Genomic DNA, 13,900 nt, shown 5'->3' with positions numbered 1-13,900 from the left:
TGCGCGAAAACAAAACGGTGCGAAGGCCGCATGGCCGTTCGCACCGTCAGTCGGCACACGAAAGGTGAGGATTTCCGGGAGTCAGTCCTTGATCAGGAAACGTCCGCGGTTCTTGCCGAGCCATGCCGGCGCCCGCCCGCGGCCACTCCACGTTTCGCCCGTCTTCGGGTTCAGGTACTTCGGCGGCAAGGTGCGCTTGGGCTTCGCGGCGGCATTGGCGGCGGCCGATCCTGCCGGGCGAAAACCGAGCTCTTCGGGCGTAATGTCGTATTCGTCGATTTTCGCGCGGATATGCGCAATCGCGTCGGCAATCGCCTTTTCACGTTCCTTGTCGATCTTTTGCTGAAGCCGTTCGAGCTGCGCGCTCAGTTGCCTGTAGGTCGCCATATGGATGGGACTCCATGAGTGTTATTCGTGAAAAACAAGTGACTCAAAGCAAACGGAAAAGCGCTTTGCCCGATCGTGTCTCCTCAGCCGGTCATTTCGGGATCAATAACCGCTTTTCTTCTTGCATGCGAAGAGAAGGTTTCGCACGGCGTCATCCGTGGATTGCTGGATCACGTCGAAATCCCCGTTGCACATGGCCCGGGCATTGTCCGTGCAATTGCTCCAGTCGCTGCCGGTGCATTGCACCTGAGTGGTCGGGCGCCCATCCGACGTGAACAGCGGAGCACCGCCGCCGCACCCGCCGAGCCCTGCAACCAGAGCCAACATCACGGCCGCCCGAGGCCACCGACAGACCGACGCAAGCATGTGTTTCATTATTCTTCCCGTCAACCTTTTTTTGAATGTCGCGAGTATGCCATGGGCTGCCCTTCGGCCGTCAGTCCGGCGCGCGGTCGGGTTGGCCGCGCGCCTTGTACGGCAAGCGCTTGCGCGGATCGTCGGTGATGCGAACGAAAACCTGCTCGACGTCCGGAAGCGCCTCGAATTCGCGTTGCAGCGCGTGGCGATCGAGCGTCGTATCCGCGCATCCTTCGACGTAGATGAAACGTCGCTGCACGGTGATCCACAGGCTCGTGCCGCGCAGGCGATCGGAGCCGGCGAAGTGCGCCTTCGCCGCATCGGCGATCGACGCGTCATACATATACGAGTTCGGCTTCGTGCAGCGATGGGCGAGCCAGCAGGTCGTGCCGCGCTCGGCGCGGTAGTGCGCATCGTCCGTCATCTCGGCGCGCGTCATCCACGGGCCGAGCGGCAACGGGCATTCGGCGACGTCCTGCGACAGCGCGACGAACGGATCGTTGTACCAGTTGCGCCGCGCGTCGGGCGCGTCGGCATCGCCCGACTGCGCGAGCGCGGCACTCGTCAGCAACAGGGTCAACCACCCTGCGAAGCCGATCCGCTTCATCGTGACCTCCTGTTCGATGCGTTACATCGGGCCGCATCGGCGTCGCCGAACGGCCTAACGGCCAATACCGAGCGCGGCCAGTTTCTTGTACAGCGTCGCGCGGCCGATGCCGATGCGCGCGGCCGCTTCAATGACCTTGCCGTCACAAGCCGCCAGCGCATCGCTCAGGAACTGGCGCTCCCACGCCGCCAGTGCATCGGCATACGAAGCGGCCGGCGCCCCGGAGGCCGTCGACGCATCGCCCGCACGCTGCTCGGCCGGCACCGCGGCAACCCGCTGCGTTGGCGCCGCGCCGTCCGCCGAGATGCGCACCGGCCCGAGAAACGGCGCGAGCGCGCGCGCATCGATCACCGAACGGTCGGACAGCATCAGCGCGCGCTCGAGCGTATTGCGCAACTCGCGCACGTTGCCGGGCCACGGATACGCGCACAGCATCCGCAGCGCATCGTCGGTCAGCTCGCAGTGGGCGGCGCGCCCGTGCTGCGCGGCCAGTTCCTCGAGCGTCGCGTAGACGAGCGCCGCGATGTCGGATGCGCGTTCGCGCAGCGGCGGCGCATGGATCGTCAGCACGTTCAGCCGGTAATAGAGATCCGCGCGAAAACGCCCGGCCGCCACGAGCGCCGGCAGGTCGGCCGACGTGGCGGCGATGATGCGCACGTCCGCGCGCACGATCCGGTTCGAGCCGACCGGCTCGAACTCCTTGTCCTGCAGCACGCGCAGCAGCTTGCCCTGCAACGGCAGCGGCATGTCGCCGATCTCGTCGAGAAACAGCGTGCCGCGATCGGCCAGCTCGAACTTGCCGACGCGGCCCTTGCGATCGGCGCCGGTGTACGCGCCGGGCGCCGCGCCGAAGAATTCGGTTTCGAGCAGCGTGTCGGGGATCGCGGCGACGTTGACGGTCACGAGCGGCTGGAGCGCACGTGCCGACGCCGCGTGAATCGCGTGGGCGAGCAGTTCCTTGCCGGTGCCCGTCTCGCCAAGCAGCAGCACCGGCGAATCGACCTGCGCCGCGCGGCGCGCCTGGCGCTTGGTCTCGAGGCTCGCGGCACTCGTGCCGACGAAGCTCGCGAACGTGTATTTCGCGCGGCGCGCCTGCGCGAGCGAGCGCTGCGTCGCGATCAGTTGCTGCTGAAGCTGCGCATAGCGGGAAAAAATCGGCGTGAGCGTCTTCAACTGATCGAACAGCGCGAAGCCGATCGCGCCGACCGTCTCGCCGGCCTCGTTCTTCAACGGCAGGCGCGTGACGACGAGCGGCTCGCGGCCCGTCTCCATGATGTCGAGCAGGATCGGCTGGCCGGTCGATACGACCTCGCGCATCAGGCTGTTCGGGATCACGGCCTCGCAGTCGAGGCCGACGGCCTGCTGCGGATCGGCGAAACCGAAGCGCGCCGCGTAACGCTCGTTCATCCACACGACACGCGCGTCGCGATCGACGACCACCGTGCCCGCACTCGAATCCTCGAAGGTCCGGAACAGCGACTCGGCGGCGCGCCGCAGCACGTCGCCGTAGTTGACGGGCAGGCGGGCCCAGTCGTTCATCATCGTGTCGTCGTCTCCGTATATCGTCGGCCGGATGTCTCCGGAACGGGACGGATTATCTCACTCCGGAGACACACCGCAACGCGTTTTCCGGGAAAGCCCTGCACGATGTCGAGGGTTGGCCGGATGGCCGAAACGTCTCCAGATGGAGACGTTTTATGTAGAATCGTCAGACTTGGACCGGCGCGGGCCCGCCGGCCGCCGGCGGACCCATGTCCGGCGGCGCAATCCGGCCGATGGCACGAAACCTGCACGAACCTGACTTGGTCCGCGGCGCATCGCGCGATCGAACAACAACCAAAGCCATTCCAAGCTTTTAGGAGACTCCCTTGTCTTTCGTGATCGTCCTCGCCGCGCTGGCGTTCCTGATGTTCGCCGCGTATCGCGGCTACAGCGTGATCCTGTTCGCGCCGATCGCCGCGCTCGGCGCGGTGCTCCTGACCGAACCCGCCGCCGTCGCACCGGTCTTCTCCGGCATCTTCATGGAGAAGATGGTCGGCTTCGTCAAACTGTATTTCCCTGTCTTCATGCTCGGCGCCGTGTTCGGCAAGGTGATCGAACTGTCCGGGTTCTCCGAGTCGATCGTCCACGCGGCGATCCGCTACATCGGCCGCTCGCGCGCGAATGCGGTGATCGTCGCGGTGTGCGCGCTGCTCACCTATGGCGGCGTCTCGCTGTTCGTCGTGGTGTTCGCGGTCTATCCGTTCGCGGCCGAACTCTATCGCCAGAGCAACATCCCGAAACGGCTGATGCCCGGCGCGATCGCGCTCGGCGCGTTCTCGTTCACGATGGATTCGCTGCCCGGCACGCCGCAGATCCAGAACATCATCCCGACCACGTTCTTCAAGACGACCGCGTGGGCCGCGCCCGCGCTGGGCACGATCGGCTCGCTGTTCATCATCGTCGTCGGTCTCACCTATCTCGAATGGCGCCGCCGTTCGGCGATGGCAAAGGGCGAAGGCTACGGCACGTCGCTCGTCAACGAGCCTGAGCGCGTCGAGGCGAAGGCGCTGCCGCATCCCGCGCTGGCGATCCTGCCGCTGATCCTCGTCGGCGTGTCGAACTTCGCGTTCACGAAGCTGATCCCGCAGTGGTACGGCGCCGCGTCGTACACGGTCGCGCCGGAAGTGCTGCCGGGCGTGCACGCGCCGGTCACCACGTCGATCAAGACGGTCGTCGCGATCTGGTCGGTCGAGGCCGCGCTGCTGCTCGGTATCGTGCTGGTCGTGCTGACCGCGTTCAAGCGCGTCAGCGGCCGTTTCGCGGCCGGCTCGAAGGCCGCCGTCGCCGGCGCGCTGCTCGCCGCAATGAACACCGCGTCGGAATACGGCTTCGGCGGCGTGATCGCCGCGCTGCCGGGCTTCCTCGTCGTCAGCGACGCGCTGAAGAGCATCCCGAACCCGCTCGTCAACGCAGCCGTGTCGGTCAGCTCGCTCGCGGGTATCACGGGCTCGGCATCGGGCGGCATGAGCATCGCGCTCGCCGCGATGTCGGACCTGTTCATCAAGGGCGCGCAGGCGGCCAACATCCCGATGGACGTGCTGCACCGGGTCGTCGCGATGGCGAGCGGCGGCATGGACACGCTGCCGCACAACGGCGCGGTCATCACGCTGCTCGCGGTCACGGGCCTCACGCACCGCGAGTCGTATCGCGACATTTTCGCGGTCACCATCATCAAGACGCTCGCGGTGTTCTTCGTGATCGCCGTGTACTACGCGACGGGGCTCGTGTAAGCGTCGGCATCGGGCGGCGCTTCATGCGCCGCCTTCCCGTCTTCCAAGATCGGACCGCATGCGCACCGGAACGGATTCCGGAATGCGCATCCGGTCCGATTTCATTTTCTGCCCGTCGAATCAGGCCAGATCCACGCCGCAGCGCTTGCACGCGCGTGGCGGCCGCCCGGGCCATTGCACAGCCTCGCCCCTCACGCGCCCATTGTTACCCGCAGCAAAACACTGCGTTGGGCGCGATCGCATTTTTCGCGCGCCGGCCGCGGCCTACACTGGTTTCAACGTCGCACGGCGCTTCGACGAACGAAGCGCCGCGATTCACCGGAATCGTGGAGGTCCCGATCATGAAGCGCCTGATCCAAGCCGTTGCCATCGCCCTGGCCGTCTCGGCCCCGTTCGCCGCACAAGCGCAGTCGAACCAGCCGCTCACGCGCGCGCAGGTCCACGCCGAAGTCAAGGCGCTCAAGCAGGCCGGCTTCCAGTCGAGCGACTGGTTCTATCCGGCCAGCATCGTATCGGCCGAAGCGAAGATCGCCCGCGAGCACGACGCCGGATACGGCAGCGATCGCGGCGCGTCGTCGGAATCGGGCCGGTAACGAATCCCCCGGCCCGCTCGACGATCCCCCCGCGCGTCGTTACGCCTTCACGGGCTGGATCAGCTTCGCGCACGCCGCCGCCTGCGGATCGCCGGCAGGCAGCTTCCCGCATACGCCGTCGAACTGCTTGACGACCGTCCTGACCGACGCATCGTGCGCGCCGCTGCCGCGCCAGCGATTCAACTGCGTGACGACCTTGGTCAACGCACGCAGGTTCGCGCCGTAGAACGCATCCCGGGTCTTGTCGGCCTGCGCAAGCACACTGGCCGCGATCCCTTCGATGCGCGCGGAATCGTTCGGCGCCAGCTCAACCGCGTTCGCAAAGTAAGTCGCGCCCCAGCGCAGCTTCGTCGCCGGCCCGCTCGCCGCGTCGTACGCCTTGCGATACCAGTCGAGCGCGGCCGCCTTGTCGCCGCGCGCCTTCGCGTTCGCGGCGAGTCCCGACATGAAGTAGTACGGCGTGGACGAACGCGGCAGCTCGGCCTTCAACAACACATCCGATTCGTCGTACAGCCCCGCGTCGGTCAGCGTGTCCGCGCCTTCGCTGACGAGCGCCTGCCGCTCGTACGCGTTCGCCGCGCCCTGCACCGACGCGGCGATCTGCTTGCGCGCGGTGTCGGCCAGCGCCGGCGCAGCGAGCGGTGCACCGTTGCGCGCGTCGCCGCGCGCGAGCAGCACGCGGCCGTGCAGCGCCATCAGCCGGTCGATCGACGACAGCGTGGTGTCGGTCGACAGGCGCGCGAGCGCCGTGTCGTACGCGCCGCGCAACTTCGTGCGCTGCGCGTCGTCGCGGCCGAGATACGCGACCACGCGCGCGGGCGCCGCGACCAGCACGTCCGAATCGGCCCGCGACAGCGCGGGATCGTGCAGCACCGTGCGCAGCGAATCTGCGAGCGCGGCCTTGTCGAGCGCGCCGGCCTGCGTCGGGTCGTCCGACGCGGCGACCACCGCCGACTTCAGCGCGAAGCGCGCCGATTCGGCTTTCGCACCCGCCGCCCGCGCGCGTTGCGCGAGCGACTGCAGCGTCTGCGCGACACGATCGGCCGGCACCGGCAGCGCGCCGTCCGTATCCCATGAATAGTCGGCCAGCAGGCGCCATTCGTCCGGCGTCAGCGCCGCGCCGTTCTTCAGCGCGGTCGCGAGCGTCTGCCGCACCGGATGTGCGGCCGTCATCCCGAGCGACAGCGCCTGCATGTAGCGGTCGAGATCGGCTTCGCCGGGCAGCCGCGTCACTTCGGTGCCGTCGGGACGGAACAGGATCATCGTCGGATAGCCGTGCACCTTGAAACGCTCGCCGAGCTTCTGCGCGCTTTCGGTATCGCCGTCGAGGTACACGGGCACGAAGAACGACGAACGCGTCTTGAATGCCTGCTGGCTGAAGATCGTCGACTTCACCTGGTTGCACGACGGGCACCACACCGCGCCCCAGTACAGCAGCAGCGGCTTGCCCTCGCGCTTCGCGAGCGCGAACGCGGCGTCGACGTCGCCGTGTTGCCACGCGATGCCGGGCGGCAGATGCGCACCGTCGGACGATGCGCTCGCCACCGGGGCGCCGACGGGCGTGGCGGCGGCAAGCGCCGCGCTGGCGGCAGCGAACACGCAGGCGGCGGTGAGACTGCGGAGAACGGTTTTCATCGAAGCGGGTTCCGTTGAAAAAGACGGTTTCAGGGAGATGCCGCGCACGCAACGAGGGCCGTGAAGCGATGACGATGAGGCCGGCCGACGCGCAGCGCCGCGCATGCATCGATACGGAAAAGCGAAGCCAGCCGCAGAGACCGGCAAATCGTTCGACGATACGACGGGTACAGCCGAAGGAAAACGAACGAATTCTCGATTGGATATGACGCGCGGCGGCGTGTGCCGTCACGTCCGCGACGGCCGGCCTTTCATTGCCGCGCCTTGATCCGCGCCATGTGATACACGGACGCATGCACGCCGTCGCGCAACGCGTAATCCGGCGATTCGCCTTCGATGCGGAAACCGTGTTTCTCGTAGAGCGCTATCGCCGCGCGGTTGTCGGTGAACACGGTCAACTCGAGACGCGTGACGTTCAGCCAGTTCTCCGCGAGATCGATCGCGGCCGCGAGCAGCCGGCCGCCGATGCCGCGCCCGTGACGGGCCGCGTCGACCATCATGCCGAGCGCCGCCGCGTGGCGCCGGCGCGGATTCGGCTCGGGATGCAGGCCGAGATGGCCGACCACCGTACCGTCGATTTCGGCAACGAGGCTCACACCGTGCTCGCGTAGGTTGTCGAGCCGCTTCTGCCATTTTTCGAGCGACGGAAACGGCTGCTGCAACGTATTCATGTACACCGCGGGATGCGCGGCGATCTGCCGGATCGCGTCGACGTCGTGCGTCTCGCAGTGCCGGATTCTGATATCGGTCATGGGTGGGCCGGTTCCGAAAAAGTCGCGCCGAAGGCGCGGGCTGCACAACCGCGCAGCAACGCAACGAGCTTAGCCGATTTCATGCATTTGAAACACGGAGGTCACGCGGCGCCCATCACGTTGCATCCACAACGAAACGCGCGCGCCATCGTCGCGAAATCCGGAAAATTCTGACCGGTCACACCGGCGGCGATCGGTAATTTCTTACCTTCTTCAGCCTCGCATCGCGCTTGAACGAATCGTTGCATGCACAACGTCACGTACGCGACATGCGATGTCATTTCTTCATCACGTCGACGTCATGTCGCCTCCCTAGACTGGGCGCCGCCCGAGCCCGGCATGCGCCGGGCCGGTGCGTGCCGATACCTGCCCCGCGCATCGCGAGCGCGCGGCGCACGGGACCGCGACGACGAGGCCGCCGCATCGGCGCGACGTCGGATGCCGGGCGTCGCGTGTCGGGCGCAACGCGCGCACCACCGCGACGCGCGGCCGACGCACCGAACGCGCACGCATCGGCGATCGTCCCGGGGCGGGACGACGCCCGGGCACGACAAGACGCACTCACGAACGCTCCCACCTTCACAGGATCCGAACGCCATGACGTCACGCCGCAAATTCCTTCAGCAGACCGCCGGCTCCGGCCTCGCCGCCGCCGCGCTGTCCGCATTTCCGCCGAGCATCCGCCGCGCGCTCGCCATTCCCGCCTTCCACGAAACGGGGACCATCCAGGACGTCAAGCACGTCGTGCTGCTGATGATGGAGAACCGCGCGTTCGACAGCTACTTCGGCACGTTCAAGGGCGTGCGCGGCTATGGCGACCGCTTCGCGGTGCCGTCGCCGAACGGCCGCGACGTGTTCTATCAGGCGTACACGAAGGGGACGCCCGCCGCGACCGTGACGCCGTATCACCTCGACGCGCGCCAGGGCAACGCGCAGCGCGCGGGCGGCACGCCGCACACGTGGGCCGATTCGCAGGCCGCGTGGGATCACGGCCGGATGAACCGCTGGCCCGACGCGAAGACGCCGCTGTCGATGGGCTATTACGACGCGGCCGAAGTGCCGTTCCAGCGCGCGCTCGCCGATGCGTTCACGCTGTGCGACCACTACCACTGCGGGATGCACACGGGCACGATCGCGAACCGCCTGTTCTACTGGAGCGGCACCAACGGCCCGAACGGCATCAGCCCGGCCGACGGCAATCGCGTGAAGATCGCCGCGCTGAACAACCAGTTCAACGGCGGCAACGACATCGGCCCGTCGAGCCAGGGCTGGACCTGGACGACCTATGCCGACCGGCTGCAACAGGCCGGCGTGAACTGGAAGGTCTACCAGAGCCTGATCGACAACTTCGGCTGCAACGAAATGATGAGCTTCCGCCACTGGCGCGCGGCGATCGAGCAGATGCCGGCCGCGCGCCGGCCCGCGTACGTCGCGTCAACCGACATCACGCAGCCGGTGACGGCGGCCGGCGCGTTCTACGACCCGACGATCGACGATCCGCTGAGCCCGCTCGCGAAGGGCTTCGGCAACACGATGCCGTACGGCTTTCTCGAAACGTTTCGCGACGACATCCGCAACGGCAAGCTGCCGGAAGTGTCGTGGATCATCCCGCCGTCCGCGTACAGCGAACACCCGGGGCCGTCGAGCCCCGCGCAGGGCGGCTGGTACGTGCAGGCCGTGCTCGACGCGCTGACGGCGAACCCGGAGGTCTGGAGCAAGACCGTGCTGCTGGTCAATTACGACGAGAACGACGGCTTCTTCGACCACATGCCGTCGCCGGCCGTGCCGTCGCGCAACGCCGACGGCACGCTCGCGGGCGGCCATACGCTGTCGGCCGCCGACGTCGCGGTCGAGTACCACGACTTCGCGCCGGCCACGGCGAGCCAGCCGGCGGCCGACGGCCGTCCGTACGGCCCGGGCCCGCGCGTGCCGATGTGGATCGTGTCGCCGTGGAGCCGCGGCGGCTGGGTCAATTCGCAGGTGTTCGACCATACGTCGACGCTGCGCTTCCTCGAGGCGCGCTTCGGCGTCGCGGAGCCGCAGATCAGCGCATACCGCCGCGCGGTGTGCGGCGACCTGACGAGCGCGTTCAACTTCCGCACGCCGAACGACGAGCCGCTGCCGACGCTCGCGGGCCGCACGACGAAAAGCCAGGTCGACGCGCTGAGCGCCGCGCAGCAAGCCGCGCCGAAGATCGTGCCGCCCGCCACGCCCGCGCTGCCCGCGCAGGCCACCGGCGTGCGCCCGTCGCGCGCGCTGCCGTACGAGCTGCATGCGAGCGCGCGCACCGATGCCGGCGCCGGCACGGTCACGCTGAAGTTCGCGAACACCGGCCGCGCCGCCGCCGTGTTTCATGTCTATGACAAGCTTCACCTCGACCGGCTGCCGCGGCGCTACGTCGTCGAGCCGGGCAAAAAGCTGCACGGCGACTGGGCCGCGCGCGCCGACGATGGCGGTAAATATGACCTGTGGGTGCTCGGCCCGAACGGCTTTCACCGGCGCTTCACCGGCGACCTGAGCCGCGTGGCCCGCGCTCGCGCGCCGCAGCCGGAAGTGCGCGTCGGCTACGCGGGCGCGAGCGGCAACCTCCACCTGCGGCTGCGCAACGACGGCGGCGGCACGGTGCGCTTCACGGTCAAGTCGAACCAGGTCTATGGGCCGCTGTCCGGGCGCGGCGCAAACGCCGACCACGGTCATGGCCACGGCAACGAAAACGGCAACGGCCATGGCACCGGCACCGTGTGGACGGTCACGGTGCACGCCGGCGACCAGTCCGAACTGCACTGGAAGCTCGACTCGACCGGCCATTGGTACGACTTCATCGTCACCGCCGACAGCGACGCGAGCTTTTCGCGCCGCGTGGCCGGCCGCGTGGAAACCGGCCGCCACTCGGTCAGCGATCCGGCGATGGGACTCGCCGACCGCTTCTGACACCGCCGCGGCGACCCGCGGCGCAGCGCGTGTCGCCGCCCGCGCCGGCATGGCCGCGAACGCCGTTCGGGTACCGGTTCCGGCCGGGCCCGATGCGGCGCAGACGCCCGCCCGGCGCGGCTCAAACATCAGAAGGATCGGTGGTGTAACCCTCTTTTCATCCCCACGAAAATGCTCCGTGTCGCGGCCCGTTCGCGTTAAACTGCGTCAAGCTGTATTCAACAAAGACATCTTTGCCGCTACGGCACCACGACACGAGGATAGGTTCGATGCGCACTACCGGCTCATCCGGGGCAATGACCCTGCTCACCGAACACGACGCGGCCGACGGCCGCGAACTGCGCTCGCTCCGGCTCGAGGCAACGGCCGACGGCAAGAGCGTGCTGCTGATCGAGGTCGACGAACGCAAGCCGGGCATCCACCGCGAGGTCCGCTACGAGATCACCCCGGCCGAACTGATCGCGGCGATCCGCTCGCACGGCGCCGAGTTGCCCGGCGAAAACCACGGCGCCGCATCGCTCGCTCGTACGCCGTCCTGATTCCGAACGGTGAGCCGCGTGCAACGCGTCGGCTCACCCACATCCCCCTGCCGCCGTCAGGCGCTTTTGCGTCATTCCCGCCGCTGTGTTGAAAAAGGCCGATAATCGGTCCATCTGCGTTTCCCGCCCACGCGTTTCCTTTTCGGCCAGCCGTCATGCTCCGTGACCTCGTCGCCCAGTACGGGCCGCTTCTCGTGTTCGCCAACGTGCTCGCGGCGGCCATCGGCCTGCCGGTGCCGGCGATGCCGACGCTCGTGCTGTTCGGCGCGATGTCCGCGATGCATCCGGCGATGATCGGCTCGCAGCTCGTGACGGTCGTGGTGATGTCCGTGCTCGGCGCGCTGATCGGCGACACGGTCTGGTACGTGGCCGGGCGGCGTTACGGCGGCACGACGCTGAAGACGATCTGCCGGCTGTCGCTGTCGCGCGATACCTGCGTGAAAAAGACCGAACGCTTCTTCGGCCGCTACGGCGTGCGCGTGCTCGCGGTCGCGCGCTTCATTCCGGGCTTGTCGCTGGTGTCGGTGCCGATGGCCGGTGCGCTCGGCACGCGCTATCGCACGTTCGCCGGCTACGACGCGCTCGGCGCCGCGCTGTGGACGATCGTCGGGCTGGGCGCCGGCCTCGTGTTCTATCGGCAGATCGACTGGCTGTTCGCCGGCGCGAGCCGCCTCGGCCGCGCGGTGCTGCTGGTCATCGTCGCGCTGCTCGCGATCTATGCGGCCGTGCGGTGGATGCGCCGCCGTGCGCTGATCCGCCAGCTCGCGAACGCGCGGATCGGCGTCGACGAGCTCGACGTGCTGCTGCGCGACGCCACCGCCCCGGTAGTGCTCGACGTCCGCTCGCCCGAGCATCGCAAGCTCGACCCGTTCACGATTCCCGGTGCGCAGTTCGCCGACGAACGCCAGATCGGCGACATCGTCGCGCGCTATCCGCTCACGCAGAAATTCGTCGTGTATTGCTCGTGCCCGAACGAAGTGACGGCCGCGCTGATGGCGAAGCGCCTGCTCGATGCAGGCTTCACCGATGCGCTCGCGCTGCGCGGCGGCCTCGATGCATGGCGCGATACGGGCCGCCAGCTCACGTCGCTCGTGGAAGAGATGCCCGCCGCGAACGATTCCGTGGCGGGCTGGCACAAGCCGGCGTGATCGCACCGATCGCAGGCCGGCCCGTACGACACCGGGGACGTGCGTCCCCGTTCGATCAGAACGCGTGCAGCGGCAGGTTCACGACCAGACGGTACTCGGTGTTCGTCGCGTCCGAGTAGTGTGCCGAGCCGTTGTGCCACATCGCGATGAACGTGACCTTCGTGTTCTTCAGCTTGCCGCTCTGGAACGTGTACGACGGGATGAAGCCGAACTCGTGGTGACGGCCCTGCACCGGCGCGCCGTTGCTCCAGTAGATGCTCGACTTGCTCGGGTCGTTGGCCGCGCCCGCGCTGCCGTCCGCGCCCCAGCCCGTCACGCCCCACACCATCGCCTTGAAGCCCGGCAGGCCCGCTTCCTTCCCGTAGAACGTGTAACGCAGCTGCAGCGATTTTTCGTGCGGCGCGTTGTAGTCGACGTCCATCGAGTTGGTCAGGAAGATGCCGTTCGTTTCGTTCAGGTAGTCGAAGAACTGATCGCCGAGCACGTGCTGGAAGCCGAGCAGCAGTTCATGCGGGCCGTGCTGCGCGGCGAGCGACAGGCTGTACGCGTTGTTGTTGATCTTGCCCTGCAGCGCATCGCCCGTGTCGTGCGTCGAATAGACGTTGCCGAAGCCGGTCCACTTGATCGTCTGCGGGCTGCCGATGCTGTGCTTCACCGACGCGTAGTACTGGTGCCACACGTCGTCGGCCTGGTTCGCGTACAGCGCGACTTCGCCGTTCGGCGAGTAGTCCCACGTGCCGCCGACGTACGACAGGCGATTGATGCGCGTGCCGCCGTACTGCGTCGTCAGATTCGTGAGCGTGGTATGGCCGCGCGCGTCGGTCTTCGTGAAGCTGCCGGCCTCGAGCATCACGTTCTTGAATTCATTGCTGACGAGCGTCGCGCCGAGGAACGTCGGCGGCAGCGCGCGGTTGTCGTGCTGCTCCATGAACGGGTTGTCGACGGCCTGCAGACCGTACTTGACCACCGTGTTCGAGATGCGCGCCTTGATGTCGTAGATGCCCGGGTACGCCCACGCGAGCTGGTTGCCGCCACCGCCGCCCTTCGCGATGTGCACCATGCTGCCGGCGCCCTGGCCGCCGTCGAGCTTCAGCGCCGCATACAACGACGCGTCGAAGCCGATCCCGATCAGGCCGGTCGTGTAGCCCGATTCGAAGTTCGCCATCGCGCCCTGGACCCACGCATGACGATGCGGCCCGCCCTTGTTGTCGAGCACGTCCGCATAGTTGCGGAACAGGAAGTCGAGATGGCTGTCGGCGATGAAGCCGTTCGATTTCGACTGCGCCGACGGCTCGTCGGGCGGCGTGACGGCCTGGGTCGCCTCGGCGTTGATCACGGCGTTCGGGGTCGTTGCCTGCGCAACCGACGTGCCCGACGCGGCGACCGGTGCGGCCTGCGCGACCGTCAGCGGCGCCGCGTCGTCGGCGTGCGCGACACCCGTCAGCGAGACGCCGGCGAGCGCCGGCAGCCCCCATGCAAGCAGCATCTTCGATGCCGTCCCGATCCTCTTCTGCTTTTTCATCGTAATAATTCTCGTCTTGTGTTGATATCGTCCACGCCGGTTGCGATCCGCTTCCAGCCCCCCGGCGAGCCCGGCTAAGGACGCGCCTGTACCCGCGGCGCGAAGATCGTTCGCGCCGCACCTACCCCTGTTGACCTGCCTTGGTTTTGTTTGCTGC

Annotated in this window: 13 protein-coding genes; 5 read left to right on the top strand and 8 right to left on the bottom strand. The window is 67.6% G+C overall.

Going from position 1 to position 13,900, the window contains the following annotated elements:
- Positions 1–81: 81 nt before the first annotated feature.
- The 4 genes from J8I35_RS08750 to J8I35_RS08735 all read right to left on the bottom strand — a co-directional run bounded on the left by J8I35_RS08750 (position 82) and on the right by J8I35_RS08735 (position 2,893).
- A complete protein-coding gene (locus J8I35_RS08750; protein ID WP_124555229.1) occupies positions 82–387 on the bottom strand; it encodes an H-NS histone family protein in 306 nt (101 codons plus the stop codon).
- A gap of 102 nt (positions 388–489) precedes the next feature.
- A complete protein-coding gene (locus tag J8I35_RS08745; RefSeq protein ID WP_012493616.1) occupies positions 490–762 on the bottom strand; it encodes a hypothetical protein in 273 nt (90 codons plus the stop codon).
- A gap of 61 nt (positions 763–823) precedes the next feature.
- Positions 824–1,351, bottom strand: coding sequence for a BON domain-containing protein (locus tag J8I35_RS08740; protein WP_124639674.1), 528 nt, complete (start codon positions 1,349–1,351; stop codon positions 824–826).
- A 54-nt stretch (positions 1,352–1,405) separates the two neighbouring features.
- Positions 1,406–2,893: a sigma 54-interacting transcriptional regulator gene (locus tag J8I35_RS08735; RefSeq protein ID WP_209925010.1), complete on the bottom strand. Its 1,488-nt coding sequence runs from the start codon at positions 2,891–2,893 to the stop codon at positions 1,406–1,408.
- 326 nt (positions 2,894–3,219) lie between these two features.
- On the opposite strand from J8I35_RS08735, the gene J8I35_RS08730 reads away from it, so the two are divergent.
- Both J8I35_RS08730 and J8I35_RS08725 read left to right on the top strand, forming a co-directional pair.
- Positions 3,220–4,623: a GntP family permease gene (locus J8I35_RS08730; RefSeq protein WP_050013360.1), complete on the top strand. Its 1,404-nt coding sequence runs from the start codon at positions 3,220–3,222 to the stop codon at positions 4,621–4,623.
- Between the two features lie 341 nt (positions 4,624–4,964).
- Entirely contained in the window at positions 4,965–5,216 is a 252-nt protein-coding gene (locus J8I35_RS08725; protein WP_011694888.1) for a DUF4148 domain-containing protein, read from the top strand.
- Positions 5,217–5,255: 39 nt separating this feature from the next.
- Here the strand turns inward: J8I35_RS08725 and J8I35_RS08720 are convergent, their stop codons facing one another.
- The 3 genes from J8I35_RS08720 to J8I35_RS08710 form a co-directional block, all read right to left on the bottom strand.
- Entirely contained in the window at positions 5,256–6,851 is a 1,596-nt protein-coding gene (locus tag J8I35_RS08720) for a thioredoxin family protein (protein WP_209925009.1), read from the bottom strand.
- A gap of 251 nt (positions 6,852–7,102) precedes the next feature.
- Positions 7,103–7,603, bottom strand: a complete 501-nt coding sequence (locus J8I35_RS08715) for a GNAT family N-acetyltransferase (RefSeq protein WP_050013365.1) — start codon at positions 7,601–7,603, stop codon at positions 7,103–7,105.
- Positions 7,604–7,704: 101 nt separating this feature from the next.
- A complete protein-coding gene (locus J8I35_RS08710) occupies positions 7,705–7,851 on the bottom strand; it encodes a hypothetical protein (protein ID WP_235356191.1) in 147 nt (48 codons plus the stop codon).
- Positions 7,852–8,200: 349 nt separating this feature from the next.
- Between J8I35_RS08710 and J8I35_RS08705 the strand changes: the two genes are divergently transcribed.
- The 3 genes from J8I35_RS08705 (at position 8,201) to J8I35_RS08695 (ending at position 12,221) form a co-directional block, all read left to right on the top strand.
- A complete protein-coding gene (locus J8I35_RS08705) occupies positions 8,201–10,534 on the top strand; it encodes a phospholipase C, phosphocholine-specific (RefSeq protein ID WP_209925007.1) in 2,334 nt (777 codons plus the stop codon).
- A 269-nt stretch (positions 10,535–10,803) separates the two neighbouring features.
- Entirely contained in the window at positions 10,804–11,073 is a 270-nt protein-coding gene (locus J8I35_RS08700) for a hypothetical protein (RefSeq protein ID WP_050013367.1), read from the top strand.
- 155 nt (positions 11,074–11,228) lie between these two features.
- Entirely contained in the window at positions 11,229–12,221 is a 993-nt protein-coding gene (locus tag J8I35_RS08695) for a DedA family protein/thiosulfate sulfurtransferase GlpE (protein ID WP_050013368.1), read from the top strand.
- Positions 12,222–12,276: 55 nt separating this feature from the next.
- Here the strand turns inward: J8I35_RS08695 and J8I35_RS08690 are convergent, their stop codons facing one another.
- Positions 12,277–13,743, bottom strand: a complete 1,467-nt coding sequence (locus J8I35_RS08690) for an OprD family outer membrane porin (protein WP_050013492.1) — start codon at positions 13,741–13,743, stop codon at positions 12,277–12,279.
- Positions 13,744–13,900 lie beyond the last annotated feature (157 nt).

It is taken from the genome of Burkholderia sp. CpTa8-5 (genome assembly GCF_017815045.1).
In the GTDB taxonomy this organism is placed as follows: domain Bacteria; phylum Pseudomonadota; class Gammaproteobacteria; order Burkholderiales; family Burkholderiaceae; genus Burkholderia; species Burkholderia sola.
Note: the sequence above shows the minus strand (reverse complement) of the source record. Positions and strands in the feature narration are given on the sequence as shown.

What these genes read in the sequence shown, in the direction of transcription:
- J8I35_RS08745 (WP_012493616.1), bottom strand. Translation starts at nt 762, where the DNA reads ATGAAACACATGCTTGCGTCGGTCTGTCGGTGGCCTCGGGCGGCCGTG.
- J8I35_RS08710 (WP_235356191.1), bottom strand. Translation starts at nt 7,851, where the DNA reads ATGCAACGATTCGTTCAAGCGCGATGCGAGGCTGAAGAAGGTAAGAAA.
- J8I35_RS08750 (WP_124555229.1), bottom strand. Translation starts at nt 387, where the DNA reads ATGGCGACCTACAGGCAACTGAGCGCGCAGCTCGAACGGCTTCAGCAA.
- J8I35_RS08740 (WP_124639674.1), bottom strand. Translation starts at nt 1,351, where the DNA reads ATGAAGCGGATCGGCTTCGCAGGGTGGTTGACCCTGTTGCTGACGAGT.
- J8I35_RS08720 (WP_209925009.1), bottom strand. Translation starts at nt 6,851, where the DNA reads ATGAAAACCGTTCTCCGCAGTCTCACCGCCGCCTGCGTGTTCGCTGCC.
- J8I35_RS08705 (WP_209925007.1), top strand. Translation starts at nt 8,201, where the DNA reads ATGACGTCACGCCGCAAATTCCTTCAGCAGACCGCCGGCTCCGGCCTC.
- J8I35_RS08735 (WP_209925010.1), bottom strand. Translation starts at nt 2,893, where the DNA reads ATGATGAACGACTGGGCCCGCCTGCCCGTCAACTACGGCGACGTGCTG.
- J8I35_RS08700 (WP_050013367.1), top strand. Translation starts at nt 10,804, where the DNA reads ATGCGCACTACCGGCTCATCCGGGGCAATGACCCTGCTCACCGAACAC.
- J8I35_RS08690 (WP_050013492.1), bottom strand. Translation starts at nt 13,743, where the DNA reads ATGAAAAAGCAGAAGAGGATCGGGACGGCATCGAAGATGCTGCTTGCA.
- J8I35_RS08695 (WP_050013368.1), top strand. Translation starts at nt 11,229, where the DNA reads ATGCTCCGTGACCTCGTCGCCCAGTACGGGCCGCTTCTCGTGTTCGCC.
- J8I35_RS08715 (WP_050013365.1), bottom strand. Translation starts at nt 7,603, where the DNA reads ATGACCGATATCAGAATCCGGCACTGCGAGACGCACGACGTCGACGCG.
- J8I35_RS08725 (WP_011694888.1), top strand. Translation starts at nt 4,965, where the DNA reads ATGAAGCGCCTGATCCAAGCCGTTGCCATCGCCCTGGCCGTCTCGGCC.